This is a genomic window from Streptomyces dengpaensis, assembly GCF_002946835.1.
Classification (GTDB): Bacteria; Actinomycetota; Actinomycetes; order Streptomycetales; family Streptomycetaceae; genus Streptomyces; species Streptomyces dengpaensis.
On sequence record NZ_CP026652.1, the window covers coordinates 3,080,315 to 3,098,469 of the forward strand.

The following is an 18,155-nucleotide window of genomic DNA, read 5'->3' on the forward strand; positions in this document are numbered from 1 at the left end:
GACTCAGCGCCTTCTGCGGCGGGCTGATGCGCGTCTGCGGGGGCGGTCACAGCTCGAACTCCTGTTGTACGGCGAAGGCAGGGACGGCGGTCGGCTCGGGTGCTGGGTCCGTCATCGCTGTTTGCGAAGCAAGCGCCCTGGGAGCCCTGTCAGCTGCGGCTCTGTCAGCGGCCCTGCGAGTCCGCCTGGGCTTGGGCCGAGCAGCGCGGTCGGCTGTGATGCGGGCCAGGAGGGCCGACGCCGACTCGTCTGCGGGGTGCTGCTGCACCAGGCCTCCTTGGAAAGCTCGATCGAGGATGCGGGCCCGCAAGCTGTCCGACCGCTTGACAACGGTGTTCGAGACATCCTGCAATCGACTAATCCAGGGTATCTCCGAATTCACACAGTCCAGAATTTCGCGCTGTACCGAGAGAGGCGGAAATGGGACAGGGAGTTCCGCAAGACGCTTTGCATTCAGGTTGTATTGACCCGCCGAGGACGCCGCAACCCGCTCGATGTGACGACGCCAGGCCCTGGTTCGCGTCACCAGCTGAATCCACCATGGTTCGACGAAATCCAGGTTCACCCGGAAGCGAATCAAGTAGGAGGCGAACGCGAGCTCCATTTCGCGCTCCACGACACCCGCCCGACCAATGAGCGCGGGACTTCCGTTGGTCCGAACGAACAGGATGTCACCCTTTCGCACGTAATATTCCGACAGATCGAGAGAAGCGTCCAGTGCGTACTTCATGTCGCTGGTTTCGATAAATCCGCCTTGAACATTCGGGATGCGGAGGACCGCCGCCCCGGTGCCCTCGTAGTTGCATTTGACGGACGTTCCGTAGCCGTTGCCCCAAGCAAGGTCACCGAGACTCGCCAGCGTCCATCCCTCCGGAACCTTCATATCGGCCAACTTGATCGGATCCGTGGGCTTCCAGCGCTTGCCCGCCCGAGCACTCGTCGCCGCCCGGATCTCGTCCAGTGGCACGCTGGGGTCCGGGTGCGAGGACACCCCCACCAGCCCCCGAACCGCCCGCTCGGCGAGCGTCTCAGCCAGCAAACTCGCACGAGCCTGCGCCGCCGCGACGGAGGCCGTCGCCTGGTCAAGACGCGACAATTGCTCTTCCACAGCCTCGACGATGCGGTACTGCTCTGCAAGCGGCGGCAGAGGCAGGGCAACTCTCTCAAGGATGGCTTGGTTCACCTTGTAGATCCCCGCAGTCGTGCGCACTTGATCTTCGATCTGTCTACGCACAACCGGAGAGTCCCACAGCAACCGGAAATATGAAGCGGAAACCAGCTCATCACTGGGGCGCACTCGAATCATGGTGTCTGGGAACGCAATCGGATTTCCCACATCGCCTACCAGACCACCACGTCCTACCAGGCGTTTGGACCCGTTACCACGGCTGAGCAGAAAGTCCCCTTGGCGAACCAGGAAGGGCGCGGCCTGTTCAGCGCTCCACTCTCCTTCCTTCGACTCCCCAATGTCGATCTTTCCATCCTTAATGGCTGTAAGCCTCAGGACGGGAAATCCACCCTCCATGGTCTTGACCGATCGCCCATTGACGAGGGGCTCACTCAACACCTCCTGCAGGGACACCCACGACCAGGAGTCCGGCAACCCACCTAGATCCACGCTCAAGCCAGTTCCTGATTCAGCTCATCCAACAGTTCCAGCGCCTTGTCCTTGTCCCCGAACGCCCGCATGAAGCCCCGGCCTCCGCCGCGCTCGGAGAAAGGTGCGTGTCCGAAGTCTCCCGGCTCGATGCCGATGTCGGCGGCAATGGCGTTCTTTATACGGTCCAGCCACCACAACTGGTCGTCCGTGAACTCCACTCCCGCCTGCTGCTGCCGCAGCAGCCAGCCCTCGAAGCGCTCCTCGACCACCGTACGGTACGGACGGAGCTCGTCGTCTGCGCCGAGCTCGTAGCGGATGAGCCGTATGAGGTCGCCGAGGCCCGCCTCCTTGCCGGGGCCGGTCGCGGCCTTGCCGAGCTGGTCGTAGTGGTCCCACAACACCCCCGGCGTCCAGGAACGGTTCGTCGCCCGGATCCTGCCTGCGAGCTCCTTCAGCGCGTCCCGCGCCTCGCGCGGAGTGAAGCGGCGCGTGCCGCTTCCCAGCGCGACCCGGATCGCCGCATTCTCGTCCCGCTGCTCCTTCGTGAGGAGCGAGTTCCACTCGGCGAGCTCCCTGCGGGCCCTCTCCTCGCGCGGTACCTCCCGCAGCTCCGTGACCCGTACCTCCGTCGTCTCGTCGTACGTCAGGTCCTGCTGGTGACGGATCTCCAGGATCAGCTTCCGCAGCTCCGGCCGACTGGTCAGCGGAGCCACCGCGTCCTGGACCAGCTTCTTGGCGAGCTCGGAGCCGCCCTCGTGGCGGGCGCGGTCCTGGGTGTCGACGTCCACCGCATCCGCGATGCGGCGCGCTAGGTCGGCCAGGCTCACGCCCTCAGACGTCTGGGCCAGCAGCTTCTTCTCCTCATCACCCAACTGACGGTCGATACGGGCCAAACGACGCCCCAGCGTCTCCGCCTCGTCCGCCGTCAGTGAGCGCGTGCCGGCCTTGTCGAGGAGTTTCGCCAGCGAGATGCCCTTCTCGCCCGCCGGGATCAGCGGCCGGGCATCCACCAGAGGCGAGTCGGTGACACCCACCGCGTCGATCAGCAAGAAACGGTCCTTCACCAGGTCAGGTGCCGCCTCCGGAGTGACCGCCTTCAGCTCGTCCGGGTCGATCGAGCGGGCGCCCCGGCCCTTCATCTGCTCGAAGAGCACCGGGCTCTTGATCGACCGGAGGAATATCACGCATTCGAGCGGCTTCACGTCCGTGCCTGTGGCGATCATGTCCACCGTCACCGCGACCCTCAGCCGGGCCGAGTTACGCAGGTCGTTGATGAGCGAGTCCGGGTCGTCCCCGTTCTCCCGCGATCTGTACGTGATCTTCTTCGCGAACTCGTCGCCCCGCCCGAAGACTTCCTTGACCTGCTTGAGCACCTCGTCGGCATGGTCGTCGCCAGCCGCGAAGACGAGGGTCTTGGGGAGGTCGACGCGCCCTGGGAACCACCGCTGCCAGTTGTTCCTGTACGTCGTCAGTACGGCCCGGATCTCATCCTCGGTGATCACCGTGCGACCGAGCTGCGAGACGGTGTATTCGAAGTCCTCGTCGAGCTCCTCGTACCTCTGCGCGCGCGTCTGCCGGTCGCGGATGCGGACGGTCGTACCCGCTTCGATCTTGGCGCCGCCGTCCTCCCGCAGGTCGGTGTTGAGACGCACGATGTCGAAGTCGACGTTGACGCCGTCAGCCACGGCCTGCTCGAACGTGTACCGCGAGACCATGTTGTTGTCGAAGAACCCCTTGGTCTGGCGGGTGGGCGTGGCCGTGAGGCCGACGAGATGGGCGTCGAAGTACTCCAGGACGCCACGCCACAGGCCGTAGATGGAGCGGTGGCACTCGTCGACCACGATCACGTCGAAGGACTCGATCGGGACGTCCGGGTTGTAGTCGACCGTGATCGGCTCGTCCGCCGCGTAGGTCTCGTCCAGGGTCGAGGCCTTCTTGTCCTCGCGGTCCCCGGTCTCCGCCTCGCTCGTCTTCAGGTCGTCCGTGTCCGGCTCGTCCGTCTCGGGTCCGTCCGCCACCGGTTCGCCCTTGAGGAAGGCGTACATCCGCTGGATGGTCGAGATCACGACGGAGGACGTCTCCTGGAGCCCGCTCCGGCCCAGCATGTCGACGTTGTAGAGGTCGGTGAGCTTCCGGTTCTCGTCGGGCGTGCGGTACTTGTCGAACTCCGCGTGCGCCTGGCGACCGAGGTTGTTGCGGTCGACGAGGAAGAGGACCCGGCGGGCGCCCGCGTGCCGGAGCAGGCGGTAGGTCTCTGTGACGGCCGTGAAGGTCTTGCCTGCGCCGGTCGCCATCTGGATCAGGGCGCGCGGCCGGTCGGTGGCCAGGGATCCTTCCAAGCCCGTGATGGCCTCGACCTGAGCCATGCGCAGGCCGTGTGTCTCCAGTAGCGGCATGTTGGTGCGCAAGGCCGCCCGGAAGGTGGGGGTCTCCGGATCCTCTTCGGCCCGCTTCATCCACGCGGCGAAGGTCTCGGGGCGGTGGAAGGCGAAGACCTCACGCGAGCGTGCGTCGGGGTCGATGCGGTTGAGGAAGTACGTCTCCGTGCCCGTGGTGGCGTAGCGGAACGCGAAGGGTTCCTCCCTGCGCCACACGGCCATCGCGTGGTCCTTGAGCACACCCGCCGCATACCGCTCGTTCTGGGCGAGGGCCCCCGCAAGCGCCGTCCCTTCACGCTTCGCCTCGATGACCCCGACGATCTTGCCGTCGACGTACAGGACGTAGTCGGCGCGGCCTGTGGCCAACGTGAACTCACGGATGGCGACGCCCTTGCACGCCAGCGGGTTCGCGTCCGCCTTGTCCTGGATCCGCCAACCCGCCTTGGACAGCATCACGTCGATCTTCTCGCGCGCCTGAACCTCGTTGAGCGGCGCGGGGCGCTGCGCGCGCTCCACGATGGCCTCACGGGCGGCGGAGGCGACCTTGCGGGGCTGGACGCGCTCTCGGTCGTACTGCTGTTGGTGGGCCGCCCGCAGCTCCGTGACCTGCGTCCGCAACTCCTGGATCTGTTCGGCGTAGGCGATCTTGGTCTGCTCGGCACTGGCGATGAGGGCCTCGGCCTCTTCACGCGCCCGCCGCGCCGCTTCAAGGCGATCGCTGGTCTCGGACAGCTTGACGCGCGACTCGGCCAGCGCACGACGGTGCCCGTCTAGCGCTTTCTGAAGCTCCGCGATCTCCTCGGGGTCGGCGGACGGCACCTCGGCCGGGAGTGTCGGTGGGACGAACGCGGTCACCGTCCGCGTACCGCCCATGGCCCGGTCGAAGAGGTCACCCAACTGCCAGCACAACTTCAGCGCTTCGAGCGCCTTCGTCGTGTCGAAGAGGTGGTTGTGCGCGGCGTCGTTGCGGCCCCTGCGCAGCTTGTCGAAGGCGTCACGGCTCCAGCCGACGAGCACGCCTGCCCGCGTGAGCGCATTGAGCCGGTCGAACTGGCTGGTGCCCTCGACCCGGGTGCCGGTCCGGGTGACGAACTCCTCGGCCAGGACCTCACCGAACTGCCCAGCGTTCACGTAGGCGGCGTTCGGGTTGGTCAGAACGGTGAGTTCCGCCTGCGACCCGTAGATGGCGAGGAGAGGCTGATACCTGTACAGGCGCCCGAAGTTGGGGGATGCCTTCGCCAGCTCCCGGAGCCGATCGTCAACACTGTCTCTGTCCACGCGCCGCTGCCTCAGCCTTCGCTTGTCCTAGATCCGTCAAGCTTACGGATCCGAGCGGCACGCAGAAGGAGAACAGGTCAGCTGGGGTCGGGCTCCGGTCAGTTGTCTCCCGGAGCCAACGTTCGGGCGCGGATCAGAACTTGATGCTGCCGATCATGCCCGCGATGTTCGTGGTCAGCTCGCTGATCGTCGGGGCGACGGTCGAGGAGGCGAGATAGAAGCCGAGGAGGACACACACGGCAGCGTGCCCGCCTTTCAGTCCTGACTTCTTGATCAGGAGAAAGACGACGATCACCAGCAGCACCACCGCCGAAATCGAGAGTGCCACGGCGGCTCACCTCCAAAGATCCCTGGGACATGGGGGGTTGGACATGGGGGTCGTAAATTCATACAGCGGCCAGCAGGTTCATACCCACGCAGCGCTAGTGATCATAACTATCCGTACGCGCGCATCGATCGGCGCACAGCCGCACAAGGGGGCGCATGGCCAATATGGTCAGGGCATGACGACCGAGCCTCTCTCCTTCCCGCGCCGGTACGCCCGCACGCAGCGGTTCACCTCCGGCGCGCCGCGTGCGTTCACCGTGTCTCCCGACGGTTGCCGTGTGGCGTTCCTGCGGTCCCGCTCCGGTACGGACCGGGCGAATCAACTGTGGGTTCTCGATGTGCTGGAGGGCGGGGAGCGCGTCGCGGCCGATCCGGCGGCGCTGCTCGGCGGCGCCACGGAGCATCTGCCGCCGGAGGAGCGGGCGCTCCGTGAGCGCAGCCGCGAGGGCGGCGCCGGGATCGTCGGCTACGCCACCGACGCGGCCGTCGAGTTGGCCTCTTTCGCCTTGTCAGGGCGGCTTTTCACGGCGGAGCTGCGGGCCGGCACGGCCCGTGAACTCCGCGTCCCGGGGCCGGTGATCGACCCCCGGCCCTCGCCCGACGGGCGGTTCGTCGCGTACGTCTCCGGGGGCGCCCTGCGTGTTGTGGGTGCCGAAGGTGAGGACGACCGGGTACTGGCCGAACCTGACGGGGAGTCGGTTTCCTTTGGGCTGGCCGAGTTCATCGCGGCCGAGGAGATGGGGCGTTCGCGGGGCTTCTGGTGGTCTCCGCAGAGCGATCGGCTGCTCGTCGCGCGGGCGGACGACACGCCCGTACAGCGCTGGTGGATCTCCGATCCGGCCCAGCCGGAACGTGATCCGCAGCGGGTCGCGTATCCGGTGGCGGGCAGCGCCAACGCGGACGTACGGCTTTTCGTCGTCACGCTCGACGGGGTGCGCACGGAGGTCGTGTGGGACCGGGCGCAGTACCCGTATCTGGCGCGTGTGCACTGGTCAGAGGCGGGTGCGCCGCTGATTCTGGTGCAGGCGCGGGACCAGCGCAGCCAGCTGTTCCTGGCGGTGGATCCGGATACCGGGACGACGCGGATGGTGCACGCGGACGAAGATCCTATTTGGCTGGATCTTTTCGCCGGTGTGCCGTGCTGGAGCCCGGGAGGACAGCTTGTGCGGATCGCCGACGAGGGCGGCGCCCGGGTGCTCGCGTTCGGTGAACGCCTGCTGACGGGCGCCCAGTTGCATGTCCGCGCGGTGCTCGACGTCTCGGACGACGACGTGCTGATCTCGGCGTCCGCAGGCGAGGCGGCGGCCGATCGGGAGACCGGCGAAGTGCATGTGTACCGCGTGAACGAGCTCGGTGTGGAGCGCGTCTCGCAGGAGCCCGGCGTGCACTCGGCGGTGCGCGCCGGGGGCGTGACCGTGCTCGTCTCGTCGGTGCTCGACCGGCCGGGCACCCAGGTGCAGGTGCTGCGGCAAGGAAAGCAGGCGGCGGCCATCCCCTCGTACGCCGAAGATCCCGGTTTGTCCCCGCGCGTGACACTGACACAGGGGGGCGCACGCAAAATCCCGTGCGCCGTGCTTATGCCTACTGACTACGACGGTGACAATCCCCTGCCCGTTCTGATGGACCCGTACGGAGGTCCGCATGGTCCCCGGGTGCTGGCCGCGCACAACGCGCACCTCCCCTCACAGTGGTTCGCGGACCAGGGGTTCGCGGTGATCGTCGCCGACGGCCGCGGCACCCCCGGCCGCTCCCCCGCCTGGGAAAAGGAGATCCGCGACGACTTCACGCTCTCCCTCGACGACCAGGTCGACGCGCTGCGCGGGCTTGCGGAGGATTTCCCGCTGGATCTGTCCCGGGTGGCGATCCGCGGCTGGTCGTACGGCGGCTGGCTCGCCGGACTCGCGGTGCTGCGCCGCCCCGACGTCTTCCACGCGGGCATCGCGGGCGCCCCGGTCACGGACTGGCGGCTGTACGACACCCACTACACGGAGCGGTACCTCGGTGATCCGGCGGCGGCTCCGGAGACGTACGCGAAGAGTTCGCTGGTCACCGACGAGGGTCTCTCCGCGCCCGCCGAGCCGCACCGGCCGCTGATGATCGTGCACGGTCTCGCCGACGACAATGTCGTGGTGGCGCACGCCCTGCGGCTGTCCTCGGCGCTTCTCGCCGCCGGCCGCCCGCACGAGGTGCTGCCCCTGTCGGGCGTCACGCACATGACCCCCCAGGAGCAGGTCGCCGAGAATCTGCTCCTGCTCCAGGTGGACTTCCTGAAGCGCTCGCTGGGGCTCGTCTGACCTCGGCACGGCAACGAGCCGGGGTGACATGGCGCACCCCGGCTCGTTTACGGCACCCGCACGGCCGTACGGTGTTCAGATTGACGCGTCCGTATATCGGTGCCGGGTCAGCCAAGTTGCCTGCGTGTTAAAGCGATTGATGTGCGTTTGTACGGCTATGGCGTCCCGTCATCTTGATTGTTCCGTGGTTCCTCGGGGGGCACGACCCTCTTTTCCTCGGCGAAGTGACAGGCCGAGTCGTGCGCGGCCGGGCCCTCGGTGCGCCGGAATTCCGCGGGCACCGCGAGCAGCGGCACCTCCAGCGTGCAGCGCTCCCGGGCCTTCCAGCAGCGGGTGCGGAAGCGGCAGCCGGACGGGATGTTCGCTGGGGACGGCACATCCCCGGCGAGGATGATCCGCTCCCGGCGCTCCCGGGCCTCCGGGTCGGGCACGGGCACGGCGGAGAGCAGAGCCTGGGTGTAGGGGTGCGTCGGATGGTCGTAGATCTCGGCGTCCTTGCCGGTCTCCACGATCCGCCCGAGGTACATCACGCCGACCCGGTCGGAGATGTGCCGCACGATCGAGAGGTCGTGGGAGATGAACACGTACGCGAGGTCGAACTCGTCCTGGAGCCGCTCCAGCAGGTTGATCACCTGGGCCTGTACGGAGACGTCGAGCGCGGAGACCGGCTCGTCGGCGACGATGATCTCGGGGCGAAGCGCCAACCCCCGTGCGATGCCGATGCGTTGACGCTGACCGCCCGAGAACTGGTGCGGATAGCGGTTGATGTACTCCGGGTTCAGACCCACGACGTCGAGCAGTTCCTGCACCCTCCTCCTGCGGTCGCCCTTCGGCGCGACCTCGGGATGGATCTCGTACGGCTCCCCGATGATGTCGCCGACGGTCATGCGCGGGTTGAGCGAGGTGTACGGGTCCTGGAAGACCATCTGGATGTTGCGGCGTACGGACTTCAGGGCCTTGCCGGACAGGCGGGTGATGTCCTCGCCCTTGTACGTGATCGTCCCGGCCGTCGGCCTTTCCAGGTGGACCAGCATCTTGGCGAGCGTCGACTTGCCGCAGCCGGACTCGCCGACGATGCCGAGGGTCTCGCCCCGGCCGAGGTGGAAGTCGACCCCGTCGACGGCCTTGACCGAGCCGATCTGCTTCCTGAAGAGGATGCCCCGGGTGAGGGGGTAGTACTTGACCAGCCCGCTGACCCGCAGAATCGGCTCGGGCTCCGAGCCCGCCCGTGGCTTCTCAGTCGCCGTCTGTGTCATCGAGGCACTCCCTCCAGAAGTGGCACGCGCTCCTGCGCTCCTCGTCCACCTCGTAGAGCGGCGGTACGTCGGTCCTGCACACGTCCTGGGCCATCGGGCAGCGCGGGTTGAAGGCGCAGCCCGGCGGGATGTGCATCAGGTTCGGCGGCAGGCCCTTGATGGCGTAGAGCTCCCGGCCCTTCCGGTCCAGGCGCGGGATCGACTCCAGCAGGCCCTTGGTGTACGGGTGTGCGGGCGCCTTGTAGATGTCGTGGACCGGGGCCGACTCGACGATCCGGCCCGCGTACATCACCGCGATCCTGTCGGCGACGTCCGCGACCACGCCGAGGTCGTGGGTGATGAGGATGAGCCCCATGTTCAGGTCGCGCTGCAACTCGGCGAGCAGGTCCATGACTTGGGCCTGGACGGTGACGTCGAGCGCGGTGGTCGGTTCGTCGGCGATGATCAGGGCGGGCTGCAGGGCGAGCGCCATGGCGATCATGATGCGCTGGCGCATCCCGCCGGAGAACTGGTGCGGATAGTCGCGCACCCGGTCGGCGGCGCCCGGGATGCGCACCCGGTCCATCAGCTCGATCGCCTTGGCTCGGGCGTCCTTCCTGGACATCCCGCGGTGCACGGTGAACATCTCGCCGAGCTGCTCGCCGACGCTGAGCACGGGGTTGAGTGAGGACAGCGCGTCCTGGAAGATCATCGCCATCTCGGCGCCGCGGACGGTGCGCCGCTCGTCCTCCTTGAGCTTCAGCAAGTCCCTGCCCTGGAAGAGGATTTCGCCGCCGGTGATCTTGGCGGGCGGCATGTCGAGGATGCCCATCACGGCCTGCGCGGTCACCGACTTGCCGGAGCCGGACTCGCCGAGGACGGCGAGCGTCTCGCCCTCGTCCACCCCGAAGCCGACCCCGTTGACCGCCTTGGCGACCCCGTCCCTGGTTCTGAACTCCACGTGCAGATCGCGCACTTCGAGCAGCACGGCCATCACCTCAGCTTCGGGTCGAGGGCGTCGCGCACCGCGTCGCCGAGCATGATGAACGCGAGCACGGTGATCGCGAGCGCACCGGCGGGCCACAGCAGCATGTGCGGGGCCTGGCGGATGTACGCGGACGCCGAGGAGATGTCGATGCCCCAGCTGACCGTCGGCGGCTTCAGGCCGACGCCGAGGTACGAGAGTGTCGCCTCCAGGGCGATATACGTTCCGAGCGCGATGGTCGCGACGACGATCACCGGCGCGACGGCGTTGGGCGCGATGTGCCGGAGCAGCAGCCGGGAGTTGGAGGCGCCGAGGGCGCGGGCGGCCGCCACGTAGTCGTGCTGCTTGGTCGTGATGACGGAGCCGCGCGCGATACGGGAGATCTGGGGCCAGCCGAGCAGCACCATGAACCCGATGACGGGCCAGATCGTATTGCTGGTCACCACGGAGAGGAGGACCAGACCGCCGAGGACCACGGGGATCGCGAAGAAGATGTCGGTGATCCGGGACAGGATCGCGTCCCAGACGCCGCCGAAGAACCCGGCGAGCCCGCCGAGCAGCGAGCCGAGGACCGCGACGCCGAGGGTGGCGCAGACACCGACGCTGGTCGAGACGCGGGTCCCGTACACCGTGCGCGTGTAGACGTCGCAGCCCTGGCCGTCGAAGCCGAAGGGGTGGCCGGGCTGCGAGCCCTCCTGCGCCTTGGCCAGGTCGCAGGTGAGGGGATTGCCGGAGGCGATCAGCGAGGGCCACAGGGAGATGACGACCAGGAAGAGGATGACGAGCGCGGAGATGATGAAGACGGGGTTGCGCCGCAGGTCGCGCCAGGCGTCGGACCAGAGGCTTCTGGGCTTCTCCTGCGGACCCGCGCCTCCCGTCGGTCCTCCCGGGGCCCCGGCCGATGGACGCCGTTCGAGGGTTTCCGCCTCGTTCGCGGCCAGGTCCATGGCTCCTCCCGCGCCGCTCGCGGCCATGGCGCCCTCGGGTTCGTGCGGCTCGTAGGGCGACTGCTCACGCATAGCGGATCCTCGGGTCGAGCACGGCGTAGAGGAGGTCGACGAGCAGGTTGGCGACCAGGAAGACCAGGACGAGGACCGTCACGAAACCGACCACGGTCTGCGTGTTCTGCCGGAGAATCCCTTGGTAGAGCTGGAAGCCGACGCCGTGGATGTTGAAGATCCGCTCGGTGACGATCGCGCCGCCCATCAGCGCGCCGATGTCGGTGCCGATGAAGGTGACCACGGGGATGAGCGAGTTGCGCAGCAGGTGCCGGGTGATGACGCGTCGCCTGGGCAGGCCCTTGGCGATGGCCGTACGGACGTAGTCGGACCGTTTGTTCTCCGCGATGGAGGTCCGGGTCAGCCGGGTCACGTACGCGAGGGAGACGGAGGCCAGGACCAGGCCGGGCACGATCAGTTCGCCGAAGGCGGCGTCCGGGGAGACGGACGGCTTGATCCAGCCCCACTCGACCCCGAGCAGCAGCTGGAGCAGCAGACCGGTGACAAAGGTCGGCACGGAGATGACGACGAGGGTGAACAGCAGAACGCCCGTGTCGACGGGCCGCCCGCGCCGCAGCCCGGTGATCACGCCCAGCATGATCCCGATCACGATCTCGAAGAGGATCGCGACGACCGTCAGCCGGATGGTGACCGGGAAGGCGCCGGCCATCAGCTCGGTGACCGGCTGCCCGTTGAAGGCGGTGCCGAAGTCGCCCGTGAAGACGTTGCCCATGTAGGTCAGGTATTGCTGCCACACGGGCTTGTCGAGGCCGAACTCCCTCCTGAGCTGGGCGGCGGTCGCAGGGTCGCACTGCTGGTCGCCGCACAGGCCCGCGATGGGGTCGCCCATCACGTTCACCATCAGGAAGATCAGCAGAGTGGCCCCGACGAACACCGGGATCATCTGCAGCAGACGCCGGACGACGTACCGTCCCATGGGAGCTCAGCTGACCTTGATCTCGTTGTAGACGGGGACGCTGAACTGGTCGAGTGCCACGTCGGAGAGCCGCTCCGAGTAGCCGGCGCTGCCGTTCTGGTACCAGAGCGGGATGGCGGCCATGTTGTCCCGTACGACCTCTTCGGCCTGCTGGAAGAGCCGGACGGCCTTGGCCTGGTCGGTCGTGGCGTTCGCCTGGTCGACGAGCTGGTCGAAGTCCTTGTTGGACCACTTGCCGTCGTTCGAGGAGGCGTTGGTGTAGTAGAGCGGCTGCAGGAAGTTCTGGATGAGCGGGTAGTCCATCTGCCAGCCCGCCCGGAAAGGACCGGGCATCTTGTGCCGGCCGATCTGATTGCGGAAGTCGGCGAAGGTGCCGATCGGGTTGCCGACGCAGGCCGTGTCGTTGCCGAGCGCGTTGTTGATGGAGTTGCAGACGGCATCGACCCACTCCTTGTGGGAACCCATGTCCGCGTTGTAGGAGAGCTTGATCTGCCGGCCGGGCAGACCGCCCGCCTCCTCGATCAGCTTCCTGGCTTTTGACGGGTTGTACGAGCAGGCCTCGCCGCACAGTCCGTCCTGGAAGCCGCCCTCCGCGCCGAGCACCGGCGAGGTCCAGTCGGTGGCCGGAGTGCGGGTCTTCTGGAAGATGGTGTTGGTGATCTGTCCGCGGTCGATCGCCATGGACAGGCCCTGACGGACCTTCAGCGCGTCGCTCGTGTCCCAGTTCTTGTCGTAGAACGGGAAGGCCACCGTCTGGATGATCCCGGCCGGAGAATTGATGTACCGGTCACCGAGGTCGCTCCGCACGTTCTTGAGCTGAGCGGCGGGCACGTCGTCGACGAGGTCGAGGTTGCCGGCCATGAGGTCGGTGTAGGCGGTGTTGTTGTCGGTGTAGACCTTGAGGTCCACGCCGTCGTTGCGCGCCTTGTCGTCGCCGGGGTAGCCGTCCCACCTGCGCAGGGACATCTGCGAGCCCTTGGTGTAGGACTCGACGGTGTACGGGCCGTTCCCGACGGGCTTGCTCACCCAGGCCGCGTGGTCGTCGAAGAACGCCTTGGGCAGCGGCGCGAAGGCCACGTAGCCGAGGGTGTCGGGGAACGTCGAGAACTTCTGGTTGAGCTCGACGGTGAAGGTGTGGGGGCCGGTGACCTTGAGCCCGGAGAGGGTGTCGGCGCTCTGGCTGCCCGAGTCGGGGTGGACCTTGTCGTAGCCCTCGATGTACCCGAAGAACTTCGCGTTCTTCTGGTTGTTCCTGAGACCGGCCCCGTAGTTCCACGCGTCGACGAAGGATTGCGCGGTGACGGGCTCGCCGTTGCTGAACGTCCAGCCGTCCTTGACGGTGATCGTGAAGTTCCGCGAGTCCGAGGTCTCGATCTTCTCGGCCAGCATGTTCTCGGCCGCGCCGGTCTTGGCGTCGTACCGCTTCAGACCCCGGAAGATCATGTCGAGGACCTTGCCGCCCTGCACCTCATTGGTGTTGGCCGGCTCCAGGGGGTTCTGCGGGTCGCCCCAGGAGGAGCTGAAGACCCCGGAGGCGCCGCCGCTGTTGCCGCCGCCCCCGCAGCCGATCGCCGCGAGGGCTACCGCCGCCGCGCAGGCGGCCCATGTGGCGTGGCGCGTGGCTCCGCGCATGGAGTGCCTCCTCAAGAGTCCGCCGGGGCGCCGACGCCGGGGGTGGGAATTTCCGCTCCGGTGCACCGGCACCCATTGCGCCCCATATTGGTGCAGACGGAACTTTACGCACATTCACCCCACCTTTCCGCGTGGCGCCCGCACGGCGACGCCCTCCAGATGGATCCGGATGCGGCCCGGACGGCCCGGATGCGATCCGGACGCGGTCGCTCCGGATGATCGGCGCAATAGATCTTCGCCGTTCGATGCGGAACCGTTGATTCTCGTGCACCGGTTGTACGCATTTCGAGACTCCGGAGTCCGCATATCGAACTCATTGCCCGTTTTGCCCAATTAGCCCACTTCGGGACACGGAACGGCCACAGGGTGCTACACGCGTAGTTACGCTATGGTCAAGTGCAGGCAAAAAAGTTAAAGAGAATGCCAAGGGGATCGAGATTTTATTGACCTTGCATGAATTGCGTTGAAAAAGTCCGGCGTAGCCCGTAGGGAGCGCCCTGCGGAGCCCTTGACCCCACAGGGCCTGGAGCACCATGACCCCCCCTACCCCTGCCGCGGCCGCCCCACTTGAGGTGACCGACGAGACCGAAGAGATCTCGGCTCCGTCCTCCACCCCCAAGGGCTCGGAGAGTCGCTCCCCGGGGCGACTCGCCTGGAAGCGGTTCAAACGCGACCGCACGGGCGTCGTTTCGGCCTTCATCGTGATCTTTTTCTTCGTGATCGCGATCTGTGCCCCGCTGATCGCGAAGCTGTACGGGAAGGATCCGTACACCACGTACGCCAGTCAGCGCCCGGAGCTCCTGGACGCCTTCGCCTACCCGGCGGGCCCGAACGGCGGGATGAGCTCGGAGTTCTGGTTCGGGATCGAGCCGCAGCTGGGGCGGGACGTCTTCACCTTCCTGCTGTACGGCATCCGCACCTCGCTCGGCATCGCCGTGGCCGCCACCCTGCTGACCACCCTCGTCGGCGTGGTCGTCGGCGTCACGGCCGGCTATCTGGGCGGCAGGACCGACTATGTCGTCGGCCGGGTCATCGACATCCTGCTGTCGTTCCCGTCCACGCTCTTCTTCATCGCCTTCATGCCGGTCGTGTACGGGCTGTTCGTCGCCCCCGACGAGAACATCCCCACCTCCCTGCGGGCGATCGCCCTGATCCTGGTTCTCTCCGCCTTCGGCTGGGCCTCCATCGCCCGTCTGCTGCGCGGCCAGGTCCTCGGCCTGCGCGAACGGGAGTACATCGAGGCGGCCAAGGTCACGGGCGCGTCGCCGGGGCGCATCGTGTTCAAGGAGCTGCTGCCCAACCTGTGGACGCCGATCATCATCCAGTCCACGCTGATGCTCCCGGCCTTTGTGACCGCGGAGGCGGGCCTCGCCTTCCTCGGCGTCGGCATCATCGACCCGACCCCGGACTGGGGCGTCATGATCCAGCGCGGCGCCCAGTTCTACACCGAGGACCTCACCTTCATGCTCTTCCCGGGCCTGTCGATGGTGATCTTCGTCCTCGCCTTCAATCTGCTCGGCGACTCGGTGCGCGACGCGCTCGACCCGAAGTCCAAGCGGTAGCCACCCTGTTCCACCCGGCCCGTTCAGTGTCGCGCGGCCGGCTCCATCCGTCCCGATCGTCTCTACAAGGCAGGCTCACCCATGTCTTTTTCCCGTAGAAACTTCATGATCGCCACCGGCGTCGTCGCGGCCTCGTCCTCGCTGCTGACCGCCTGCGGCGGCAGCGGCAGCGACAGCAAGTCGAACCGCAAGGCGCCCACGGTCAGCGGCTCCAAGACCCAGGAGATTCTGGTCGGCACCAAGGCCGACTCCACCGGTCCGGCGCCGGAGGTCAAGGGAGCGGTCAAGGGCGGGACGATCTACTCGCTCGACCAGTTCGACATGGACCACATGGACCCGGCGCAGATCTACGTCTCGACCGAGGGCGCCATCACCGTCCCGATCCTGCGTGGCCTCACCGGCTACAAGATCGACGACAAGGGTGGCGCGACCCTGGTCGGCGACGCGGCCACGGACGCGGGCACCATGAAGGACGGCGGCAAGACCTGGACCTTCACCCTGAAGGACGGGCTGAAGTGGGAGGACGGCTCGGACGTCTCCGAGGACGACCTGCGCCACACCTTCGAGCGCCTCTTCGCCTCCTTCATCACCGAGGGCCCCCGCTACGTCCAGCAGTGGCTGGCCGGCGGCGACAAGTACAAGGGCCCCTACGAGGGCAAGCACCTCGACTCCATCGAGGTCGACGGCAAGACCATCACCTTCCGTCTCAACGAAGCGCGCACCGACTTCAACTTCACGCTCGCCATGCGCGGCTACGCCCTGGTGAACAAGAAGAACGACACCAAGGAGAAGTACGACAAGCGTCCCTTCTCCTGCGGCCCGTACAAGATCGGCAGTCGCAGCATCGGCAAGTCGCTGACCTACGTGCGCAACGAGCACTGGGACCCGAAGACCGACCCGATCCGCAACAACTACCCGGACAAGTACGTCTTCCAGTTCGGCTTCGAGCTGCTGGCCTCGACCGACCGCTACATCGCGGACTCGGGCAAGGACCAGTACTCGATGTCGATCTTCAACGAGGTCGCCCCGGAGCGCATCGCCCAGGTCCTCACCAACGCCAAGCTCAAGCAGCGCGTCCTCACGCAGGTCGACACGGTCACCTACTACTGGCCGATCAACATGACCCGCATCAAGGACGTCAAGGTCCGTCAGGCCATCAACCACGCATGGCCGCACCAGCAGATTCAGACCATCCAGGGCGGCGCCTCCACCAGCGAGATCGCCACCACCATCCTCGCCCCGGTGACCCCGGGTTACCAGAAGTTCGACCTCTACGGCGTCACCAAGAAGCCCGGTGGCGACCCGGTCAAGGCCAAGGCCCTGCTGAAGGAGGCCGGCAAGCTCGGCCAGAAGCTGGTCATCGCCTACCAGTCCTCGGACACCCAGGTAAAGGTGGCCGTCGCGGTCAAGAACGCGCTGGAGGCGGCCGGCTTCACGGTCGTCAACAAGCAGGTCGACAAGTCGACCTTCTACACGCAGATCGGCAAGATCGACAACGACTTCGACCTGTTCGGCGCCGGCTGGAGCCCGGACTGGCCGAACGGCTACTCGGTCTTCTACCCCTGCTGGAGCGGCGAGAACATCGGCGACGGCCGCAGCAACTACGCCCAGCTGAACGACACGAGCGTCAACAAGGCCATCGACGCCGCTGCCAAGATCACGGACACCGAGGCCGCGAACAAGGCCTGGGGCGACATCGACCGCCAGATCATGGACCTGGCGGCGGTGGTCCCCGACTACCACAAGATCCGTAACTGGATGCACGGCTCCAAGGTCGGCAACGTGATCTACGACAGCGGCAACACCTGCGTCGCGCTCTGCAAGCTCTACGCGATGAAGTAAGCCGTACGACCCCGGGGGCGGCCGTTCGCCCGGCCGCCCCCTCCGGCTCCTCCACCCCTCACGCCCCCGGCGACGGCGCCCCGTCCGGAAAGTCACGCCCCCATGTCCCGCTTCCTCGTCCGCCGAGTCCTCGGCGCACTGGTCATCCTGCTGATCATCAGCGCCATCACCTTCGGCCTCTTCTACGCCGTCCCGCGTGACCCGGCGCTCATGGCCTGCGGCAAGAACTGCACGCCCGACGTGCTGGCGCAGATCCGACAGAACCTGGGCATCGACAAGCCGATCCCGGTGCAGTACTGGCACTGGCTCGAGGGCGTCTTCATGGGGCGCGAGTACGCCGGATACGGCCACTGCCCCGCACCCTGCCTCGGTTACTCCTTCGCCAACCGCGAGCCCGTCCTCGGCACGATCCTGGACCGGCTGCCGACCACCCTCTCGCTCGCCTTCGGCGCGGCCGTCGTCTTCCTGATCCTCGGCATCGGCGCTGGCATGCTGGCTGCGGTCAAGCATGGCAAGTTCCTGGACAAGTTCGCCAGCTCGGCCTCACTGCTCGGCTCCTCGCTGCAGATCTACTTCGTCGGCTACATCGCAATGTTCTTCCTCGTCGCGAAGCTGGGCCTGTTCGCGCAGCCGTCGTACACGCCACTCACCGAGGACCCGGTGGCCTGGTTCTCCGGACTGCTGCTGCCCTGGCTGGTCCTGGCGATCATCTTCACCGCCAACTACACCCGTATGACCCGCTCCCAGCTCGTCGAGCAGCTCAGCGAGGACTATGTGCGCACGGCCCGCGCCAAGGGCCTGTCCCGGCGGAACGTGTTCTTCCGGTTCGCCTGGCGCGGTGCGATGGGCCCGATCGTCACGGTCTTCGGCATCGACCTGGGCACGCTGATCGGCGGCGCGATCATCACCGAGACGACCTTCAGCATGCAGGGCATCGGCCGCCTCGCGGTGAAGTCCGTGGACCAGAGCGACCTGCCCATGCTGCTCGGCGTCACCCTGCTGTCGGCCGGCGCGATCGTGTTCTTCAACATCATCGTCGACGCCGTCTACGCCCTCATCGACCCGCGGATCCGGCTCGCCTGACCCC

At 66.9% G+C, this 18,155-nt stretch carries 12 protein-coding genes; 4 read left to right on the forward strand and 8 right to left on the reverse strand.

Translation table 11 applies throughout. The features are described from left to right. Window positions 1-46 precede the first annotated feature (46 nt). The 3 genes from C4B68_RS13990 to C4B68_RS14000 form a co-directional block, all read right to left on the reverse strand. Window positions 47-1,564, reverse strand: a complete 1,518-nt coding sequence (locus tag C4B68_RS13990) for a restriction endonuclease subunit S (protein WP_167459087.1) — start codon at window positions 1,562-1,564, stop codon at window positions 47-49. Between the two features lie 56 nt (window positions 1,565-1,620). Next, on the reverse strand, window positions 1,621-5,256 hold the full coding sequence (locus C4B68_RS13995) for a type I restriction endonuclease subunit R (protein ID WP_099499693.1): 3,636 nt from the start codon (window positions 5,254-5,256) through the stop codon (window positions 1,621-1,623). 133 nt (window positions 5,257-5,389) lie between these two features. Further along, window positions 5,390-5,584: a hypothetical protein gene (locus C4B68_RS14000; protein WP_099499692.1), complete on the reverse strand. Its 195-nt coding sequence runs from the start codon at window positions 5,582-5,584 to the stop codon at window positions 5,390-5,392. A 175-nt stretch (window positions 5,585-5,759) separates the two neighbouring features. Here C4B68_RS14000 and C4B68_RS14005 point away from each other — a divergent pair, with 175 nt between their 5' ends. Beyond that, window positions 5,760-7,877, forward strand: coding sequence for a S9 family peptidase (locus C4B68_RS14005; protein WP_099499691.1), 2,118 nt, complete (start codon window positions 5,760-5,762; stop codon window positions 7,875-7,877). Between the two features lie 155 nt (window positions 7,878-8,032). Here C4B68_RS14005 and C4B68_RS14010 read toward each other — a convergent pair whose 3' ends face one another. The 5 genes from C4B68_RS14010 to C4B68_RS14030 are packed head-to-tail and all read right to left on the reverse strand — an operon-like array spanning window position 8,033 to window position 13,664. Further along, window positions 8,033-9,133, reverse strand: a complete 1,101-nt coding sequence (locus tag C4B68_RS14010; RefSeq protein ID WP_099499690.1) for an ABC transporter ATP-binding protein — start codon at window positions 9,131-9,133, stop codon at window positions 8,033-8,035. Continuing rightward, a complete protein-coding gene (locus tag C4B68_RS14015; RefSeq protein WP_099500012.1) occupies window positions 9,114-10,100 on the reverse strand; it encodes an ABC transporter ATP-binding protein in 987 nt (328 codons plus the stop codon). Before C4B68_RS14015 ends, C4B68_RS14010 begins: the two co-directional genes overlap by 20 nt. Window positions 10,101-10,105: 5 nt before the next feature. After that, window positions 10,106-11,116: an ABC transporter permease gene (locus C4B68_RS14020; protein ID WP_099499689.1), complete on the reverse strand. Its 1,011-nt coding sequence runs from the start codon at window positions 11,114-11,116 to the stop codon at window positions 10,106-10,108. Beyond that, complete coding sequence (locus C4B68_RS14025; protein WP_099499688.1) at window positions 11,109-12,032, reverse strand: ABC transporter permease; 924 nt, start codon at window positions 12,030-12,032, stop codon at window positions 11,109-11,111. Before C4B68_RS14025 ends, C4B68_RS14020 begins: the two co-directional genes overlap by 8 nt. Before the next feature lie 6 nt (window positions 12,033-12,038). Next, window positions 12,039-13,664 (reverse strand): peptide ABC transporter substrate-binding protein, encoded by a 1,626-nt coding sequence (locus C4B68_RS14030; RefSeq protein ID WP_099499687.1) that lies wholly within the window; start codon window positions 13,662-13,664, stop codon window positions 12,039-12,041. Window positions 13,665-14,197: 533 nt separating this feature from the next. Here C4B68_RS14030 and C4B68_RS14035 point away from each other — a divergent pair. The 3 genes from C4B68_RS14035 to C4B68_RS14045 all read left to right on the forward strand — a co-directional run bounded on the left by C4B68_RS14035 (window position 14,198) and on the right by C4B68_RS14045 (window position 18,151). Next, a complete protein-coding gene (locus C4B68_RS14035; protein ID WP_180289178.1) occupies window positions 14,198-15,226 on the forward strand; it encodes an ABC transporter permease in 1,029 nt (342 codons plus the stop codon). Window positions 15,227-15,307: 81 nt separating this feature from the next. Then, complete coding sequence (locus C4B68_RS14040) at window positions 15,308-17,068, forward strand: ABC transporter substrate-binding protein (RefSeq protein WP_099499685.1); 1,761 nt, start codon at window positions 15,308-15,310, stop codon at window positions 17,066-17,068. Window positions 17,069-17,170: 102 nt separating this feature from the next. Next, window positions 17,171-18,151, forward strand: coding sequence for an ABC transporter permease (locus C4B68_RS14045; RefSeq protein WP_099499684.1), 981 nt, complete (start codon window positions 17,171-17,173; stop codon window positions 18,149-18,151). Window positions 18,152-18,155: the final 4 nt, after the last annotated feature.